This is a genomic window from Dyella soli, assembly GCF_054482295.1.
Window position 1 is genome coordinate 2,088,985 of record NZ_JBTFFU010000001.1, and the last position, 18,716, is coordinate 2,107,700.

An 18,716-nucleotide genomic window follows, 5' to 3' on the forward strand; every position below is an offset into this window, starting at 1 on the left:
CAGGCCGGAAATCGGCACGGCGCAAAATGAGGGGTGGCGACGACCAATCTGGGTAACCCTCCCGATGTGGCGCGGCGCGTGGATCCGTAGTCTGGCCTTGCAGCTTGAGCACGAGCTGCATACCACGAGGAAATCGTCATGCCGCGCTATATCGTCGAACGTTCCTTCCCCGACGGGCTCTCGCTGCCCACCAATGCTTCCGGTGCCGCCAAGTGCGTGGAGATCGTCAACACCAACGCCGAGGAAGGCGTCACCTGGCTCCACTCGTACGTGAGCGAGGACAAGACCCGGACTTTCTGCGTCTACGATGCACCCACGCCCGAAGCCATTCGCCAGGTAGCGCGCCGCAACGAGCTGCCCGTGAACCAGATCACCGAGATTTCGGTACTCAACCCGTACTTCTATCTCAGCATGGCCGGAGCGAGCAGGGCCTCCGCCAACCGTACGGTCTATCGGGCACCGTGGCGCCCGTTCCGCTACTTCCTCTGATAGCGCGAACGGCCTAGGAGAATCGGCGTCTCTTGCCCGTCACGGGTAAGTGCGACAATCGACCGGTTCCCAGGAGTTCACGCGGTGGAACTGATCGAACGTGACTACGCCTTGCAGCGTCTGCTGGACGCTCTCGAGCTGGCGCGGCAAGGCGCTGGTCGTACGGCTCTGGTATACGGCGAAGCCGGCATCGGCAAGACGTCGGTGGTGCAGTGCCTGGCCTCCGCGCATGTCGATGGTCGTATTCTGCTCGGCTGGTGCGAGGCCTTGTTCTCCCCGCGCCCGCTCGGCCCGTTCTACGACATGGCCGATCTCTTCAGCGCGAAGACGCAGGAGTTGCTCGGGCGCGAGGGACGCCGCATGGAATTGTTCGCGTCCCTGCTCGCCGATCTGAAGGAGTTCGACGGCACCACGCTGATCGTGCTCGAGGACCTGCACTGGGCCGATGCCGCCACGCTGGACCTGGTCAAGTACCTGACGCGACGCATCCAGCATGCCCGCGTGCTGCTGGTGCTGACCTACCGCGACGATGAACTGAACGAGCGGCACCCGCTGCGCCTGTTGTTCGGCGACCTGCCGACGGATGCGGCGGTGCGCATTCCGCTGCTGCCGCTGTCGGAAGCGGCAGTGGGCGAGATGGCCCATCGGACCGGCCGCTCGTCGGACGGGCTGTTCGCCGCGACGGGCGGCAATCCGTTCTTCGTTACCGAGGCGTTGAGCGCCGACGGCCTGCCGGCCACGGTGCGTGACGCCGTGCTGGCACGCGCGGCGCGACAACCGACTGCCGTGCGCGCCCTGCTCGATCTTGCCGCCATCGTGCCGGCTCGCGTCGACGTGTCGATGGTCGATGCGCTGCTGGCGCCCACGCGCGAAGACATCTCCGCGGCGCTGGCCTCGGGCCTGTTGTCGTCGCAGGGCGGCACCTATGCCTATCGGCACGAACTGGCGCGCATCTCGATGGAGCAGGCCTTGCCGCACCCGGTGGCGGCGGCCCTGCACGAGCGCGTGCTGCGTTATCTGGAAGCGCGCGGCGGCGAGCTTCCGCTGGCGCGACTGGTGCACCACGCGGCCGGCGCGGGCGATGCAGCCGCGGTGATGCAGTACGCGCCGCGGGCTGCGGCCGATGCGGCGATGCATGGCGCGCATTGCGACGCCGCGTGGCTGTATGGAAAGGCGCTCGCGCATCCCGAGCGGTTGTCCGACGAGGAGCGCGCCGAACTGCTCGAACGCCATGCCTACGAGTGCTACCTCACCAGCCAGATCGACTGCGCCACCCATGCCTGCGCTTCCGCGCTGGCGATCTGGCGCAAGCTGGGCAACCGGCGCCAGGAAGGCCACATGCTGCGCTGGCTCTCGCGCATGTGCTGGTTCGTCGGCAGCAATGCCGATGCCGAGGCCTATGCGGATCTTTCCGTGCGCCTGCTGGAAACGCAGGGCGACGAAACCGAGCTTGCATGGGCACTGAGCAACCGTTCGCAGCTGCACATGCTGGCGGGCCACACCGGCGAGGCGATCGCCTGGGGCAAGCGGGCCATCGAACTGGCGACACGGCACGGCGACAACGAGGTACTGTCGCACGCGCTCAACAACGTGGGCACGGCGCTCACCGCGCGCGCCCATCGCGAAGGCATGGCCATGCTCGAGCAAAGCCTCGCGCTGGCGCTCGAGCACGGTTACGGCGAGCACGTGGCGCGGGCCTACGCCAACCTCACCAGCACGGCCGTGACGACCCGCGACTATGCTGCCGCGGGCTGGTTCATCAGCCGCGCCGGCGCCTATTTTTGCGAGCACGACCTCGACTCCTGGTCACACTATGTCATGGCCTACCAGGCGCGCCTGGATTTCGAACAGGGCCGCTGGGATGCCGCGGCCGCACTCGCCGACCAGCTGCTTGCACGACCTGACGTCACCATCGTCACGCGCATTCCGACCATGACCGTGCTGGCACGCATTCGCATGCGTCGTGGCGATCCGGGCGCCGACGATCTGCTGGAGGAAGTCTCCGAGATCGCCTGCGCCACCGGCGAACTGCAGCGGCTGGCGCCGGTCGCGGCCGCGCGCGCCGAGGCCGCATGGCTGCGCGACGAGGACGCCACCGCCGACCCGATCGTGCAACAAACCTGTGAACTGGCCGAACGGCTCCACGATCCGCGCGCGCTGGGCGAACTGCTGTTCTGGTGTCGCTGGACCCATGGACACTGGCACGCCACGGGCGAGATCGACGCGCCCTACGCGCTTCAGCGCGAAGGCCGATGGGACGCAGCCGCCCTGGCGTGGCAGGCACTCGGCTGCCCCTACGAGCGCGCCTTCGCGCTGCTGGAGGGCGACGAGGCCGGCATGATCGAAGCGCTCGCCACGCTGTCGGCGCTGGAGGCCACCGCCTCGCTGCGGCGCTGCCGCGAGTGTCTCTATCGCGCCGGGGTGCGAGGCATGGCGCGCGGCCCACGCGCCAGCACCACGGCGAACCCGGCCGGACTGACCATTCGCGAGCTGCAGATACTGGCCCTGCTGACGCAAGGTCTCTCGAACATGGAGATTGCCGGTCGCATCGCACGCTCGGAAAAAACCGTCGAACATCATGTCTCGGCGGTCCTGCGCAAGCTCGATGCGCGTACGCGCAGCGAAGCCGTCGCCATGGCCGGACGGCTTGGCGTTGGCGGCGTGCACTGAGGCCCGAAGGCGTGCGCGCGACGCGATGCGCGCTGGCATGGTTGTTGCCCGTAGTGCGAGCGGCGCCGCGTTCACCTGCGCGCCATGTGAAACAAGGGAAACTGCGCGACTGTTATTGCGAGATTCCGTCGGTGCGACTCATGCAGGCTGATACCCCCTCCCCTTGCCGCCGACGCGCGCGTTGCTGGCCAGGCATCGCATCGCTGGTGATCGGCGTCGGCGTGGCCATGACGATCCATGCAAGGGATGGCGAACCAGGAACCACCCGGCACCCGTCGCAGGCATCGGCCGCTGGCCAGTTGTCCATCCAGATCAACGACGACCGCTTCACGCTGGCGGCGGCCAAGGTTCCGCAGGTCTATCTGTTCGGCGTCATCGATGCCGATGCGCCCAACCGCTTCGCTGCCCTGATGAGGTCGTCGAAGATACCGCCGGGTTCCGACGTCTATCTGAACTCGCCCGGCGGCGACCTCAATGCAGGCCTGAGCCTGGGGCGACTGTTCCGTTCCGGCACCATGTCCACCCACCTGGGCACACCAAGGCGCCCATTGCGTTCGGGCGCGCCGCCCACCACCGCGCTCTGCACCAACGCCTGTTCGTATGCCTACATGGGCGGCCTGTACCGCTGGGCACCGTCGGGCAACGACCGCTTCGGCGTGCAACCTGTCGACGCGGCCGGCCAGAAGGCGGGTGACGACGGCCGGGCGGCGGATGCACTGGATTCCTATCTCAAGGACATGGGCGTCAGCCCGGCCGCACTCGCGCGGGACCCTGCGAGTTCAGGCGGTGAAGTCACCTGGCTCTCCGCCGAGCAGATGATGTCGACGGGACTGGCCAACAACGGGCGGCTCCCGCCCACGGCGATCTATCACCTGATGTCGGGCGCGCCGTATCTGACCCTGAGCCAGACGGCCCGCGATGGCGAACATCGGATCACCATGCTGTGCAAGCCCGACGGACTGACGCTGACGGCGTACTACATGATTGGCGGCGAGCGCTCCAGGCGGATCGCGGCGCGCGGGGCGCATTCCTATTTCGAGATCGACCTGCAGCCCTTCCTGCAGGAGGAACGCGAGAGCATCAGCGCGGTCAACCAGTCGGTGGTCATCACTCGTCCCGTGCCGCTGGACCAGCTGGCGCATCTGACGGCGGCGCGCTCGATGGGCGCCTGGCTGAGCGACAAGGGCGGCGCGGTGCGCTATGGCTTCGCGCTCGAGCTCGACCCCGTCAAGGCCCAGCTCCGTGACTTCCGCGCCAGCTGCGAGCAGGCGACCAGGCCGCAGCGCTCGAAAAAGACCTGAAGCGTTCCGCTATGTCGCGAAACCGAGGTTGCGACGACTTCGCGAAGAACACGCTGCGGAGCCGCGTTCCGACGGCAAGGCCGCGCAACGCATGCGTGAGCATGCTCGCCTTCCTGCCGTCGGTCGCCTGACTCCACGGCCCTCGCTCAACGCGCTTGCTCGCGAGGCCAGTACTCCCGTTCGATGATCGGATACAGCGAGGCGGTGAAGCGCCCCGCATCGGCGGCAGACAGATGCGACCACTCCGGCAGGTCATACCCGCTCAGTTCGGGGTAGTCCGCGAAAAAGATGCCGGGTGCGCCCGTACTGGCGATGAGCACGTCCCAGGTCTTCTCGCGCGGAAAGACCTTGTTCTCGAAAGCCAGGTACGGACCAGCGCTCGGCATCCGCACGAACAGCACTTGCACGTGGCGTGCACGCAACTTCGCCACCGCCGCCGCCGTGCGCGTGATCTGCTCCTTGATGATGCCCGGCATCTCGGCTGCCGTCGGTGCGCCGGGTGGCGGCGGACCAAAGCGTTGCATCCAGATCTGCCTGGCAAGATCGCGATATTCCGGATCGGTTTCCACCTTGCTCCACAGATGGCAGTTGCGATCTGCCTCCATCGTCATCAGCTTGCGCACGTCGACAAACGGATGCCGTCCGGGCCGCACCGGCCAGGCCTGGCGCTTCAGCACGGTGAACAGCGCGAAGTCGGGATCGTCGAAGGCGAGATAGGGTTCGACCAGGTGCATCGACAGCCACTGCCCGGCCCGCTGCGTCGGCGTCTCCTTGCGAAAGTATTTGACCAGGCCGGGCCGATACTGGAAGCCGCTGAAGAACACATCCGGCGCAATGCCCACCAGCAAGCGTCCGGTAAACCTGGGATCGTCGGCAAGGTCCTCGAGTGCAAACAGCGGCGAGGTACCTTCCAGCGCTAGCTGGATCGGCCGGCTGCCCGCCAGGCGTTCCCACACCGGCAACTGCACGTCGAACAGCACGCGCGACGCGCCGATCAGCACCGTGGCATCGCCCTCGCCCTGGTCAATGCGACGACGCTGCATCGCCCACAGGCCGTTGCTGTTGCGGTAGCCCGGGGTGGCGCCAAAATCCCGCCAGCGCCACTCCCACGCCGCCAGCAGCAGCACCGTCAACACGAGCGCGACAATGAAGATGCCACGCCAGGGGCGCTCGGGCACATCCCTCTCGGGCACGGGTTGCGCGACGCCGGGCCGATCGGACGCCGTCAGGCGTACGAAGCCCGCTCGTTCAAAACTGGAAATAGATGAATGCATTGCCAGTTCCTTGGGAAATGATGATCGCGAAGGCCATCAGGGCCCAGGTGACCGAAAGCACCGATGTCGGCGCGCGCGCGACCACCGACTCGAGCGTGCGCGTGCGCATCAGCCAGTGGGCGGTGACGATGCCGGCGATGATCCCGCTGACCGTGACCAGATACACCGTGTCGAGGATCGGAGCCGCCGAGCCGTTCTGCCCGAACATTCCGCCCAGCACGACGCCCGCCTTGCCGAAAGTCTTGGCGCGAAAGAACACCCAGGTCACGTTGATCAACGCATAGGTCAGCAAGCCGAACCCCAGCAGCGCGATTGGGCCGGGCCGATAGCCGGGAAAGCGCGTGCGCAGTGCCCGCTCGGCCGACAGATACAAGCCATGCAGCCCGCCCCACACCACGAAGGTCCAGCTGGCGCCGTGCCACAGGCCGCCGATCAGCATCGTCGCCATCAGCGCCAGGTAAGTGCGCGGCTCGCCGTGGCGATTGCCGCCAAGCGGGATGTACAGGTAGTCGCGCAACCACGACGACAGCGTGATATGCCAGCGTCGCCAGAAGTCCGAAAAGCCGATCGCCGCATACGGGAAGCGGAAGTTGTCGGGCATGGCGAAGCCAAGGCACATCGCGACACCGATCGCGGTGGTCGAATAGCCGGCGAAATCGCAAAAGATCTGGCCGCTGAAGGCCAGCGTGGCCACCCAGGCGTCGAGTGCGCCCGGAATCGCGGCACCGTCATACACCAGTTCCGCCGGATGGGCGAGGAAACTGTCCGCCAGCACCACCTTCTGGAACAGTCCCAGCGTGATCAGCGCCAGGCCAAAGCGCAGCTGGCTCGAACTGGCGCGACGCGGTTGCGCAAACTGCGGCACCAGTTCGGTTGGCCGCATGATCGGCCCGGCCACCAGGTGCGGAAAGAACGTCACGAACAGCGCGTAGTCGAGAAAATTTCGCGCCGGTTGCGCGCGCCGCAGGAAGATGTCGAGCGTGTAGGACATGGTGGCGAAGGTGTAGAACGAGATACCCACCGGCAGCACGATGTCGTACGCCGGCGGCCGGTAGTCCACGCCAAGCCCCGCCATCAACGCGCTGAAGTTCGCGAGCAGGAAGCTGCCGTACTTGAAGTAGGCCAGCATGCCGACATTCGCCACCACCGACAGCAGCATCCAGGCGCGCCTGCTGGCAGGCCTCTGCGCGCGCACCAGGCCCTGCGCGGCGTACCAGTCGACCACGGTCGAGATCCACAGCAGGATCACGAAGGGCGGATTCCAGGCCGCGTAGAAGATATAGCTCGCGATCAGCAGATTGATTTTTTTCGTCACCCAGTTCAACGGCAACGAGTGCAACAGCAGCACGACCGCGAAGAACACGATGAACGTGAGCGAGTTGAAAACCATCACCGACCCCCTGCACTTTTCCGAACGGTGGAGTAGCGGGATCTACGGCAGGCTTGCATGCATGAGAGCGCGGTTCTGCAAGGCGATCCGTCGCTGGTTGATCGACACGAAGGTTCGATCAACGGACCAGCAGCGCGTGTGCCGATGATCCGCCACCGCAGGCGCGGCAAGCCATTGTGCCACGTGTCTTGTCTTGTCGTGCCGATCGCGACGAGCCTTCGGCGACAACACGAGCTGACCGTATCAGCGATGTAACACTTCGTGATGGCGCGCAGCCAGGACGACAGCGTCGCTGGGCCACTCCATCGAGGCGCAGGCAATCGGAGCAGGCCTCGAGCGAGCGGATGCTTGTTGCATCCACGATCCACTTTCGAGCTGCCTGCCCTGGACGGAGGCATGCACGAAGGCATGTTCTTCGCTGTAGCTCGCTGCGATACCTTCGAGCCGCGAGTGCGCGCCAGCGGTCAGGCGTCGGTCCTTTCCTGCCATTTCGTCGCATCAACGCCCATCACGATAAGCCACAGGCAAAACGATAGCTCGGCGACAAATCCAAGCACCTTGAGTCCGTTTGCCACATGGCTGGCGAGTGGCGTCAGGAAGAGCAGCCAGCCAAGACCGGCGAGCATCAGGAGCACGCCAAGCAGCCGCGGCAGGAAGCTTGACCTGAAGACCAGGTAGCCGATCAGCAGGCAATAGGGCCCGAAAAATGCCAGCGAGCCGACACCAGGCGAAAGGACGTGGAAGATGCCAAGGACCTCGACAACGCATCCGGCAAGACTGAAAAGCGCCGCCAGCAGGGAAAGTTTCGCGTTCACCCGCTTGAACATGACGTAGAGAAACAGCGTCAGGGCGACATAGAGCAGGTGCGCTGCGAGTGTGACGACCTCGTAGGCAAGCGGTCGCCCTCGACCGACCCATACCTCGGCGGCGATGGCGGTCAGAAAGTACAGCAAATAGACCACGCCTGTGATCCTGGCCATCAGGCGCGGCGAGGCTTCTGCGAACCGATCCGACATGTCAGTCACTTTGATTCCTCAGACCATGGTCATACGCGCCGGCCAGGCCCCGACAGCGAACCTTGGATGGGCGACAGCCGCGAGACGTTCGCATGGAGCTCTTTCCCACCAACTAGCGGATGGATTCAAGCGCCCGACGCCAGACCGGTTCGCTGGGAAACGGGATCCGCACCGAAACACTCTTTTTCTTTCCGTCAATGGACACCGCACTCTTCTCGGGGATCCCGTGCACGAAGGCCTTCAGCTGCGGGAGCATCGCTCCGTCCATGAAGATCGAATAGTCCTCGCCACGTCTGAGGGTTCTGGAAGATCCCAGCCCTGGCCAGGTCGTTGGCCACGGGACCGACGTGCCCGGTGCGTAGTGGTAGTCCCACATCATGACCTCCGCATAGGGCGGCAACCATTTTTCGCTGCCGGGAAAGTCCAGCGAACAAAGGGACGCGTTCAAGTCGAGCAGCGCCTGCGGAGGCGGGGCAACCACCCTGTACCACGGAAATGGCTTCGACGGCTCGCACTCCAGGCCAACCACCTCGGTAGCGACGAAGCCCCTGGCGTCGTGGAAGTAGAACTCGGCCACCGGCTGGTCGGTGACACCGCGCAGGTCGTAATGATGTTTGAGCTCCGTGCCGCGAAACACCTTGCCCGCCTGCTGCCTCAGCGCTTCCAGCTCCTTGGTCGACAGTCGCTTGAAGCGGTAAGCCCGGTCACCGCCATCCTTGCCAATAAAGATCGCGTCGCCGTTCTCGTAAATGGCCAGCCGCGGTGAATCGGCGCCCAGCACCATCGACCATGGGTCGAACTCCATGACGACCAGGAGCGGCTCCGGCCCCTCGAACGGGTTGAAGTCCGCGGCAGGACAAAGCCTCGACAAAGCCAGGCCGATGATCAGGCAAAGCAGGCGCTTGGTCACGACACCCCCGGATGATGCTTGATTGCAGCGAAGGTCCACAGCCTGGACCGGCTTTCCAGTCACATCGGCCTCGCGCCTGTCCTTGGCTAGGGCATTCACTCCTATTCAAAACGTCTTTCGGTTGCTGGCTATCTCCCGCAGCACTTACGGCGACTGCCCGCCCGCCAATGGATCCATCCCCCAAGTCCGCTTGGTGCCGCAAGCGGACGCTCGGATTATGGCTCCCCCTTGAATGCCGACGCCAAGGCGTTCTCGCCCTCGGCAGCAAACCGCCGTGAAAATTCTTCCTGCAGGAAATCGACGAAGCGGCGCACGCGTGGCGGCTGAAACACGTTGGGGTGGTACATCGCGTGGATGGGGGATGGCGCGGACCAGGCCGGCGCATGGACGAGCTTCAGCCTGCCAGCGCTTACATCCGCCGCGACTGCCCAAAGTTGTCGATACGCAAAGCCGCGCCCCAGGACCGCCCAGGTGCGTATCACCTCACTGTCAGTGCACTCGTGATAGCGCCGGACGCGTACGACGTCCTCGCCGAGTTGCCACTCGTTTCTTGGCCCCGCATGGGTGGTCAATACCAGCGTGGGCAGTTCGGCGAGTTCCTCGGGTTGTGTTGGCATGCCGTGGATTTCGATGCATGCGGGCGATGCACATACCACGCGCCAGCTGTCGGCAAGATGGCGCGCGACGAGGTCGCTGTCCGCCAAAGGACCCACGCGTATGGCGACGTCGACATCGTCCGGCACGAAGCGCGAGAGCGAGTCCGACAGCGTCAGCACCACGCGCACGTCGGGGTGAAGCTCCATGAAGCGGTTGAGGATATGCACCAGCAGGTTGCGCCCCAGATCGGACGGCGCCGACACCCGCAGCGTTCCGCTGACCGCGTCGGTGCCGCTGCGCACCGCGCGCTCGGCCTCCTTCATGGTTTCAATCGCGACCCGGCAGGAGGCGATGTACATGCGCCCCTCATCGGTCAGGCGCAATTGACGCGTCGTGCGCTCGAACAGCCGCGCCCCCAGCATGGTCTCCACCCGTTGCACGCAGGCGCTGGCCGCAGCAGGAGAAAGCCCCGCCCGACGCCCGGCCGCCGAGAGGCTACCGAGGTCGGCCACGTCGACAAGAAGCTGCATGTCGCTGAAGCGGTTCATGAGTTCCAGCCCTGGTGCGGGAGACCTGGGCTGGATCATCTTCAAATAGCATTTGCAGGTCAATCAAAGAGAAGACCCATTATCAAATCCAAATGCATGAGCGACGATCCGACCCACCCATCTACCGGAGGTGTCGCCATGTCGATCGCCAAACGCCTGCTTATTGCCTGCCTCGTTGCCTGCATGGCCGCAGCGCCGGCCTTGGCTGCCCAGGACGCCATCAGGCCTGGCGAAAGCACCGGCCACGGCATGGTTCCCAAGGAACTGGTCGGCGCGTGGACGCTGGTCCGTTGCGACAACGTCTATCCCGATGGCCATCGCGTGGAGCTCTACGGCCCCAACCCCACGGGTATGTGGCTTATCGACTCGCAGGGCGACTACATGATGCAGATCGTGCGCGCCAAGCGCATGCCGTTTGCAGCCAACGACAAATCCAAGGGCACGCCTGCGGAGTATCGCGCCGCCTCGATGGACAGCAATGCCCACTACGGTCACATGAGCGCCGACGCCCAGGTCTTGCACAGCGAAATCGTGCACGCGTCGTTCCCCAACTGGGACGGCCGCATCGGCAAGTCCAGTTACACCATCCATGGCGACGAGCTGACCTATACCGTCGCCAAGCCATCCAGCGGTGCTGCTGAAGGCGCCCGTGGCGAAGTCGTGTGGCGCCGCGTCCATTCATAGAGGCGCATACCGGCGAGGCGACGGCCGTCGTATGGAGATGCGCCCTGGGGTAAGGCGCATTTCCGGGATGGCCTGGGATGTCCGCCTGGGTAGGAAGCGGGCCACACACGCGGCCGCTGGGCGGGACTGATGTCTTCCGAAGTGACATATCGGTCCGACCCGCTTTCCGTCACGATGAGATCCACCAGGACCGATGGACCCTCGGGCATGTGCGCAACTCCTTCAACAGCGGCGAACAGATTCGTGTCGTTCGGCTTGAAATCCTTGACTGTTTGCCACGGAATCACCTGACCACGTCCTGGATCGGCCCCAGTCGGGCAGGCTGCGAAGTCGGCCCGGATTACATCCGACGCCCTCCGGTTATACGCCATCTCATAGCCAAAACGATGCGCCAATGCGCAAAAGTCCTGGCTATCGAGCAACTCGGCCGCTTCGGCGCAAAAGCGCAATAGGGATCGCTGATCGATCTGGTGATCGGTGATCGGTGATCGGTGATCGGTGAGCAGCATGTCGCCGTACCCCTTTACTTTTCATGTCCCCTTCGGGTCGGAAGTGGATAGTTCCTCAGTCCGCATCTGCCTCGAGCAACTTACCGACAGGCTCGGCGCCGCCAACGATTTCTTCGGTGCGTGGGAAGGGGCGTCCAGGCCGCCTCTTCCAAGCCGGGTGGCGAAGCGCGCAGCGCTTCGCCACCTCCGCCCACTGAGACCAAAGGAAGCGTTGACCTCCACACGCATGGCGCTGATTACGAGCAAAATTCCAGAGGTAACGTCCCCGGCACTGTCAACTATAAATAGGCCATCGGATCGCATCATCGACTTCATCAACTACGCGTCGCCTCAAAGAGAAACCAGGTGCGTCTCTCCGCCTGATCTATCCAGTTCTCCAACAAGCTGGCCGAAGCGACGTCGCCCACTTCATCGCAGAGCCCATGTGTTTCTCGCATGTAGGTCGACAATCGCAGGTTGTCCTCGCGAAGCTCGGCCAACATGTCCGGCGGAGTGACGTAATCCGCATCGCTATCGCTCAGCCGCTGTAAGCGAGACAGATGACCGACCGACCGGATCGTAGTTCCTCCAAGCTTGCGGACTCGCTCCGCGATGTCATCGATAGCACCAAAGAGCTCTGCGCCCTGATCATCCAGTAACAAATGGAAATCCCTGAAGTGCGGACCGGACATGTGCCAATGAAAGTTCTTGGTCTTTACATAGAGACAAAAGACATCCGCAAGCAGCGCATTCAGCTCGCCAGCCAAGCTGGCGACTATCTCTTGTGGGAAATTGCTACGCGTCCGCAACGGCGACATGCGCAGGTCCTTAGGTTCGAAATTGTTCATAGCGATTCCTCGATGATTCGTGCCTTAGAGCGCTAGACGTTGTTGCTAACGGCGATCGCACAAATTCCGCTGATCCGGTCCCAAAAGCGTCAGATCGTGACGTTTATGGCCATTACCGCCTTGTGCTTTGGGCGGTTGGAGGCCAACTCTCGTATGCCCACGCATTCGTAGACTATTGAAGGTAGAGGTAAGATCACTTTGTGGTATCGCAGATGTCCGATCCGCAAAGGCGCGGACCACTTCCACACCGTGCATCGTTGCGATGTACAGGGCTGCTCTGGATCGATAGCAAGCGCTCCCAAGAACGAGGCAGACCCCTGCCGTCAAATGACGGCAGGGGACGTGGCTGATATGACGAAGCTCGTGCTTCCGCGTCCGATCAGTTCAGGTGCTCACGGATGCCTTCGGCGATCTGATCAAGGGCCGCCTCGGTCGTCGGGACCTTGCGCAAAGCGTTGAGTGCAACAAAGTCGTGGATCGTTCCGTTGTACTGCACAGCCGCCACCGGAACGCCGGCATCCGTTAGTTTGCGCGCGTAGGCCTGACCCTCGTCACGGAGCGGATCGTTCTCCGCCGTAATGACCAGTGCAGGCGGAAGACCGGTCAGCTCATCCTTGCTTGCACGCAACGGCGAGACATACGGGTTATCACGCGTCTTGGCGTCAGGCGCATAGAGATCCCAGCCGTACTTCATGAAAGCACGCGACAAAAAGTAGCCATCCGCAAACTTCTTGTAGGACTCGCTATCGACACTGGCGTCGGTCGCGGGTACAAGCAGCACCTGATAGGCAATCTTCGGGCCCTTGCGATCCTTGGCCATGAGAGAAATAGCCGCCGTCATGTTGCCGCCGACCGAGTTACCCGCCACCGCGATGCGGCTGCCGTCTGCGCCGATCTCCTTACCATGAGCTGCCACCCACACCAGTGCGGCATAGGTCTCGTCCAACTGCGTCGGAAATTTCGCCTGTGGCAGCGGGGTGTACTCGACAAAAACGCCGACCTGGCCAGATTTGACGACGAGGTCGCGCAGCAGGCGCTGATGGTTGTCAAAGTTGCCGACGATCCAGACGCCGCCATGGATGAAGAACAGGACGCCGGGGTTGGCCGCAGCGTGATCTGGCTTCATGATGTAGATCTTCACGGATTGACCGTCTTGCGTAATTGTCCGTTCCGTCGTCGTCACACCAGACATATCGACGGGCGTCTGGTTCTGTAAGGCCGTCAGGATCTCCTGCGGCTTCGGCTGTGGAAGCTGCCAGAACGGACTCGGATTCTTGCTGAGTTCGGTGAGGAACGACCGGACGGTTGGATCCAGGTGTGTGTTGTTCTTGAAGTCTTCGGCGGAAACGGACTGAGACATGACGGCTGCTCCGATGATGAGGGCCCAAAGGCCGTTGATGCGTTTCATGGTGTTCTCCGTGAGCGAGTGACTTGACTCGGAGAAGCTCCGAGATGGGTTCGTCTTCTGCGACATCAGTCGATGCCGAGGACGAACGCATCTAAGCAGCACCATCGAACGAACGACATTCATGCCAAGGTATTAGCGAGCCGAACATGGAGCACGGATTGCGCCTTAAACTGCTGTTTCCAAGCGTTTTCTCACGCACTCAAGTGGAGGGTTACGCACGCCTCCATACTTTTGTATAAGCCTTTTCCACCTTTGCTTTTCGTACTCGATGCCCAACCATCATGGCCACCACCACAAGAGGCATCGCCATGTGCACTTTCAAAACGTCCGACGGCACCAATATCTACTACAAGGACTGGGGAACCGGACCGGTCGTAGTTTTTTCCCATGGATGGCCGCTGTCTTCCGACGCCTGGGATTCGCAGATGCTGTTCCTGGCAACCCACGGCTATCGGGTGATTGCGCACGATCGCCGTGGCCACGGACGCTCGGATCAGACCTGGCATGGCAACAACATGGACCAGTACGTCGCCGACCTGGCCGAGCTTTTAGATCACCTGGATGTGCGCAACGCGGTGCTTGTCGGTCATTCGACAGGTGGTGGTGAAGTTGCACGCTATGTTGCAAACCAGGGCGCCCCCCGAGTGGGCAAAGCCGTTCTTGTGAGCGCGGTTCCGCCGATCATGGTGAAGTCCGCCAGCAACCCCAATGGCACGCCGCTCGAGGTCTTTGATGGTATTCGGCAGTCCGTGCTCCAGAATCGCTCCCAGTTCTATCTCGACCTGACGCTGCCATTTTTTGGGTACAACCGACCTCATGCCGAGGTTTCCGAAGGCATTCGCCAATCATTCTGGCTGCAGGGGATGATGGGAAGCATCAAGGGACAGTACGACTGCGTCCACGAGTTCTCTGAGGTCGATTACACAGACGATCTGAAGCGCATCCAAGTGCCGACACTGGTGATCCACGGCGATGATGATCAGATTGTTCCAATCGATGCCGCCGGCAAGCGCTCCGTCGAGCTCGTTCCCAACGCAAAGCTGAAGGTCTACACCGGCGCTCCGCATGGCCTGCCGATCACTCGCGAAGACGATCTCAATCGCGATCTGCTCGCGTTCATTCGGGAATGACCATTAAAATTGGCCCACCGACAGTCTTGCCGGTGGGCCAAAGGATTCGTACGGGTTTCGTCGGTCGTCCAGAGCGGTCGTAGCTGCTTTCAGTCGTGCTTGTAGCGAGAGACCGCCTCGCGAATGCCAAGCGCTTCTGCCATTCGCACCAAGTTCGCCAACGATTCGGCCCGCATCTTTCGCATCAGGTTTCCCCGATGGATCTTCACGGTAATCTCGCTCAGCTTGAGGCGACCGGCAATCTGCTTATTGAGAAGACCTGATGTTACAAGGCCAAAGACCTCGCGCTCTCTGGCGGAGAGGCTATCGAATTTGGCGCGAACGGAGGCAAAGGCATCGATCTCCGCTCTTCGGTTGCGATCCCGGATGGCAGCTTCTTGTACGGCCGCGAGCAATTCACGCTCCTCGAACGGCTTGGGTAGAAACGTGACCGCTCCGGCCCGCATGGCGCGAACCGTCATCGGAATATCTCCGTGGCCACTGATCAAAATGACGGGAATCGGCGTTTCACTCTCGACCAGTTCCTGCTGGAAATCCAGCCCATTAACGCTACCCAGCTGAACGTCAAGAACAAGGCAAACAGCCGTGTCGGCCGCATCACATGCCAGGAATTCCTCGGGGGTCGCAAAGCCCTGGACCCCATACCCCGCGGCACGCAGCAAGCTTTCCAATGACGACCTGACTTCTTCGTCATCATCCAACACGCAAATCAGTTCAGTTTCCAAGGCGCGCCTCGACCTGTTGGATGGACACCGAATGATCGAGCTACTAGTTGGCGAGAAGTGACCTGACTATTTTCAAGAGCACGTCCGGATCGGTCGGCTTCTCGAGGAATTCCGCAATTCCAAGGCGATTGGCAATCTCTCGCGTCTCGGGACTCGCGAACGCGGTCATCATGACTACCGGCAGCGGCTTTCCCTGATCGATCAGCACGCGCCTTAAGCCAAACCCATCCATTCCGGGCATGTGTAAATCCGTGACGAGGCATTCCAGCGTATCGATCAGAGGAGAAGCAAGCAGCGTCTCGGCGCTCGGGAAGGCACACACGCTGATGCCCTCGGAACGAAAGACAGCAACGATGCTGTCCCTCACTTCCTCGTCATCATCCACGACGCCTATGGTGTGAACCTGGCTCAAGCACAACTCCATGCCCTGTACAGGGACTTTCGGAGCCATTCTCCATGTTTTAGGTCCCGTTCTCTACCATCCGAATGTATAGGTGTAACACCGTCGCCTATGTGTTTTCCGGGGTCGCGGGGACGGTGAAAGTGACAGTCGCACCCGGCCCCTCGTTGTTTCTCACGATGATGTGCCCTCCTTGGGTCTCAATAATGGACCGACATATGGAAAGACCCATACCCATGCCTTCAGCTTTGGTCGTGAAGAACGGATCGAAAACCTTCCCAATGGCTTCCTGGGCAAAGCCCATACCGACATCTCGCACTTCAACGCGAAGCATGCCGGCAGGCGCGACACCAAGAAGGATCCGCAACTCCCTCTTCCGATCGGTCACGTCTCGCATGGCGTGTAGGCCGTTAACGATAAGGTTCACGAGAACCTGTTGCACTTGGACTCTGTCACCGAAGGCAAGGGGCAGAGTTCCTTCCGATGATTGCTTTAGTTTGACTCCCTGTAACTTCGCCTCATGCCGTACGAGTCCCAGAGCGTCCTCGACGATCTCTGGCAGACTGAAGCTTGCCGCGGGAGTCACGGTTTTCTTGGCTAAAGCCTTCACTCGCTTGATCACCTCTGCCGCCCGGTTCCCATTGGTCACAATGCGCTGAAGACTCGATGAAACTTCCGTGAGATCGGGTTCTTCCCGTAATAGCCAGCGTTCGCCCGAGCGGGCGTAGTTGAGGATCGCTGTGAGTGGCTGATTCACTTCGTGCGCGATGGATGCGGAGAGCTGCCCTAGAAGTGATACTCGGGCAGCGTGAGCAAGCTCCGCGGATGTCTGCTCTATTCGGGCGCGCGACAGGTTCCGCTCGGTCACATCGAAAGCCATGACCAATACATGTGCCCAGTCCCGGGAGTCCGGAAGGATATTGACGCGAAGGACCACGTCGACAACTTCCCCTGCCAGCGATTTCAAGCGGACTTCGTTCTCTGCGCCCATTTCGCCCTTACGTAGTGTCGCAAGTAGCTGTGCGATCGCAGGGAAACTCTCGGGAAGATATCGACCACACAGATTTGTCCCTGACAGCTTTTCGTTGCTGCCTGCTTGGAATAGCCGTACAGCGGCGGGGTTCGCGTTGCGGATAATGGCCCCCCGGATGGCGGCTTGAGTGACCTGCGGATTCGCCAATAGCCAATCCTCGAACTGGCTGATGTCTCCTGTGTACTGATCAAGCACGCGTTTGGTATCAAGCCAATTCGACTCCCAGGTAGCAAAGCCGGCTGTCTCGAATATGGTCCGATATCGTTGTTCCGAGGCGCGTCGCGCTTCGTCATGCTGTAGCTGCGCTGTGACATCCGCGCTCGACTCAATGACTCCAACAGGGCGCCCTCCATCATCCTTACGCTGGAGCCAACGGCTTGCCAGGGTAAGTGAGGCACCATCGCGGCGTGTACGAATCAGTTGACCCGTCCAGTGGCCTTCAAGATCAAAGGCAGCCTGTACTTCTTCCGAGGAGAAGCGGCACTTAAGAAGGCTCTCGCAATGCTTGCCTACGGCCTCGCTGCGCATCCATCCGTACAGCTTCTCAGCGCCATCGTTCCAATAGACGATGACATCGTCCTTGTCCCTAATGATGACGGTGTCGTGTGATAGCTCAAGAATTCTGGCCTGCTCAACCAGTGATGTGCGGGTAGCTCGGTCCCGAAGGATAAGGACCGTCGTCAACGAGATAGCGACAATGCAAACGACAAGGCGGATCAGCGCGCTGCTGTTGAGCTGCTCCCCATGTTGAAGGCCGAACGCCAGAAGCGTGAACGCGATGGCGACGATGGCAGCCGCGATAATGGCTCGCAAGCCGAGAGGGGCAACCAGAAAAATTGCCACGATGTAGACGACGGCGATAGCTCCATTTACCGTCGTGAACGCGTCAATCATGAAAACGGCGAGTGACAGAGCAAGGGCGCCGATGACCCGCAACTGGCTTTTCATGCGAGGTTCTCGAGAAAGCTGGTCAGCGACAGCATAATAAATGAACAGACGGTCGGTAGATGTCGGTCTGCCACCCCCGAGGTCTGCGTTCGAATGCTGTCTGCTTCGGGTCATTTCGAGTGCCTAGCCGTCTACGTAAGCGGTGGGACGTAGCAAACTGCCCAGGACGCACCCGCGGATCAAGCTGTTCGGGGAGTGCTGTGGTGTCATCGAAGCGTTACGGCGAGGGTCCGTCTTTAGGGTAGAAATCGAGATCCGCGTTCGTTGTGGCGGCACGCTCAGGGCCGTCGGCAGCATTGATGAGCCGGAGAACATGGCTGATGTCCCGAAATACTGAGAGTGGATCACTAGATGTCACGGCTTGTTTGCGGCTAGCGGCCAGCTGTCCGCGCAGTGCTGGGGAATCCTTCGTTGAGCCCGTGTCCTTGAGAAACGCAGGCTTGGTCGCCCAATCAAAGTTCGTGACATAGATAGATGGCGTAGACCAGCACGATGACCGAGTCGAAGACGGCGATTGGGCGCAGACGGGCCGCGTACGGCTCTTTCGAACTGGCTACGATCAATCCAACCAGCCCGGCTTTCTCGACACCTGCAGCCAACATCAGCGGAACGCGTAGTTCCGGGTGCCACGCGGCGTAGATCAATAGCGCTCCAAGGCTCGGTGCCAGCAAGCTCCAATGTCGCGTGAGCAGCCCGCCGATCCCATCGGCCGCATCGACTCCGAACAAGAGTCTTGTCCCGTGTGCTGGAAGTAGGAAGATCACGATCGGCAGCAGCGTAAACGCGCCGCTAACCAGTAGAACGATGCCAATGTGGTCGACGATCACGGTGATTCTCCGACGGCCAAGCCGAATGGT

General features: G+C 61.9%; 16 protein-coding genes. 5 read left to right on the plus strand and 11 right to left on the minus strand.

Features of this window, described 5'->3' with window-relative positions:
- Nucleotides 1-138: 138 nt before the first annotated feature.
- The 3 genes from ACXU4B_RS09620 to ACXU4B_RS09630 all read left to right on the plus strand — a co-directional run bounded on the left by ACXU4B_RS09620 (nt 139) and on the right by ACXU4B_RS09630 (nt 4,460).
- Entirely contained in the window at nt 139-489 is a 351-nt protein-coding gene (locus tag ACXU4B_RS09620; RefSeq protein ID WP_131409951.1) for a DUF4242 domain-containing protein, read from the plus strand.
- An 84-nt stretch (nt 490-573) separates the two neighbouring features.
- Nucleotides 574-3,159 carry an ATP-binding protein gene (locus tag ACXU4B_RS09625; RefSeq protein WP_131409953.1) on the plus strand — a complete coding sequence of 862 codons (2,586 nt, stop codon included), beginning with the start codon at nt 574-576 and terminating at the stop codon, nt 3,157-3,159.
- Nucleotides 3,160-3,386: 227 nt separating this feature from the next.
- Entirely contained in the window at nt 3,387-4,460 is a 1,074-nt protein-coding gene (locus tag ACXU4B_RS09630; RefSeq protein WP_458910861.1) for a hypothetical protein, read from the plus strand.
- Between the two features lie 146 nt (nt 4,461-4,606).
- Here the strand turns inward: ACXU4B_RS09630 and ACXU4B_RS09635 are convergent, their stop codons facing one another.
- The 5 genes from ACXU4B_RS09635 to ACXU4B_RS09655 all read right to left on the minus strand — a co-directional run bounded on the left by ACXU4B_RS09635 (nt 4,607) and on the right by ACXU4B_RS09655 (nt 10,195).
- A complete protein-coding gene (locus ACXU4B_RS09635) occupies nt 4,607-5,638 on the minus strand; it encodes a hypothetical protein (protein WP_458910862.1) in 1,032 nt (343 codons plus the stop codon).
- A gap of 70 nt (nt 5,639-5,708) precedes the next feature.
- Nucleotides 5,709-7,124, minus strand: coding sequence for an MBOAT family O-acyltransferase (locus ACXU4B_RS09640; RefSeq protein WP_131409957.1), 1,416 nt, complete (start codon nt 7,122-7,124; stop codon nt 5,709-5,711).
- Between the two features lie 464 nt (nt 7,125-7,588).
- Nucleotides 7,589-8,140, minus strand: coding sequence for a DUF4386 domain-containing protein (locus ACXU4B_RS09645; protein WP_240734098.1), 552 nt, complete (start codon nt 8,138-8,140; stop codon nt 7,589-7,591).
- Between the two features lie 112 nt (nt 8,141-8,252).
- Nucleotides 8,253-9,050, minus strand: a complete 798-nt coding sequence (locus ACXU4B_RS09650) for a hypothetical protein (protein ID WP_131409961.1) — start codon at nt 9,048-9,050, stop codon at nt 8,253-8,255.
- A 215-nt stretch (nt 9,051-9,265) separates the two neighbouring features.
- Nucleotides 9,266-10,195: a LysR family transcriptional regulator gene (locus ACXU4B_RS09655; protein WP_131409963.1), complete on the minus strand. Its 930-nt coding sequence runs from the start codon at nt 10,193-10,195 to the stop codon at nt 9,266-9,268.
- A gap of 138 nt (nt 10,196-10,333) precedes the next feature.
- Here ACXU4B_RS09655 and ACXU4B_RS09660 point away from each other — a divergent pair, with 138 nt between their 5' ends.
- Nucleotides 10,334-10,879, plus strand: a complete 546-nt coding sequence (locus ACXU4B_RS09660) for a lipocalin-like domain-containing protein (protein WP_165583175.1) — start codon at nt 10,334-10,336, stop codon at nt 10,877-10,879.
- Between the two features lie 823 nt (nt 10,880-11,702).
- On the opposite strand, the gene ACXU4B_RS09665 is transcribed toward ACXU4B_RS09660, so the two are convergent.
- Both ACXU4B_RS09665 and ACXU4B_RS09670 read right to left on the minus strand, forming a co-directional pair.
- Nucleotides 11,703-12,215 (minus strand): Dps family protein, encoded by a 513-nt coding sequence (locus ACXU4B_RS09665; RefSeq protein WP_131409967.1) that lies wholly within the window; start codon nt 12,213-12,215, stop codon nt 11,703-11,705.
- A 379-nt stretch (nt 12,216-12,594) separates the two neighbouring features.
- On the minus strand, nt 12,595-13,623 hold the full coding sequence (locus ACXU4B_RS09670; RefSeq protein ID WP_131409969.1) for an alpha/beta hydrolase: 1,029 nt from the start codon (nt 13,621-13,623) through the stop codon (nt 12,595-12,597).
- Between the two features lie 308 nt (nt 13,624-13,931).
- Between ACXU4B_RS09670 and ACXU4B_RS09675 the strand changes: the two genes are divergently transcribed.
- Nucleotides 13,932-14,753, plus strand: coding sequence for an alpha/beta fold hydrolase (locus ACXU4B_RS09675; protein ID WP_131410519.1), 822 nt, complete (start codon nt 13,932-13,934; stop codon nt 14,751-14,753).
- Nucleotides 14,754-14,842: 89 nt separating this feature from the next.
- Here ACXU4B_RS09675 and ACXU4B_RS09680 read toward each other — a convergent pair whose 3' ends face one another.
- The 4 genes from ACXU4B_RS09680 to ACXU4B_RS09695 form a co-directional block, all read right to left on the minus strand.
- Entirely contained in the window at nt 14,843-15,478 is a 636-nt protein-coding gene (locus ACXU4B_RS09680) for a response regulator transcription factor (RefSeq protein WP_131409971.1), read from the minus strand.
- A gap of 43 nt (nt 15,479-15,521) precedes the next feature.
- Complete coding sequence (locus ACXU4B_RS09685) at nt 15,522-15,890, minus strand: response regulator transcription factor (RefSeq protein ID WP_205746545.1); 369 nt, start codon at nt 15,888-15,890, stop codon at nt 15,522-15,524.
- A 97-nt stretch (nt 15,891-15,987) separates the two neighbouring features.
- The gene (locus tag ACXU4B_RS09690) at nt 15,988-17,859 is read right to left on the minus strand and encodes a PAS domain-containing sensor histidine kinase (RefSeq protein ID WP_165583176.1); all 1,872 of its coding nucleotides are present in this window, start codon (nt 17,857-17,859) and stop codon (nt 15,988-15,990) included.
- Nucleotides 17,860-18,311: 452 nt separating this feature from the next.
- The gene (locus ACXU4B_RS09695) at nt 18,312-18,686 is read right to left on the minus strand and encodes a hypothetical protein (RefSeq protein ID WP_131409975.1); all 375 of its coding nucleotides are present in this window, start codon (nt 18,684-18,686) and stop codon (nt 18,312-18,314) included.
- Nucleotides 18,687-18,716 lie beyond the last annotated feature (30 nt).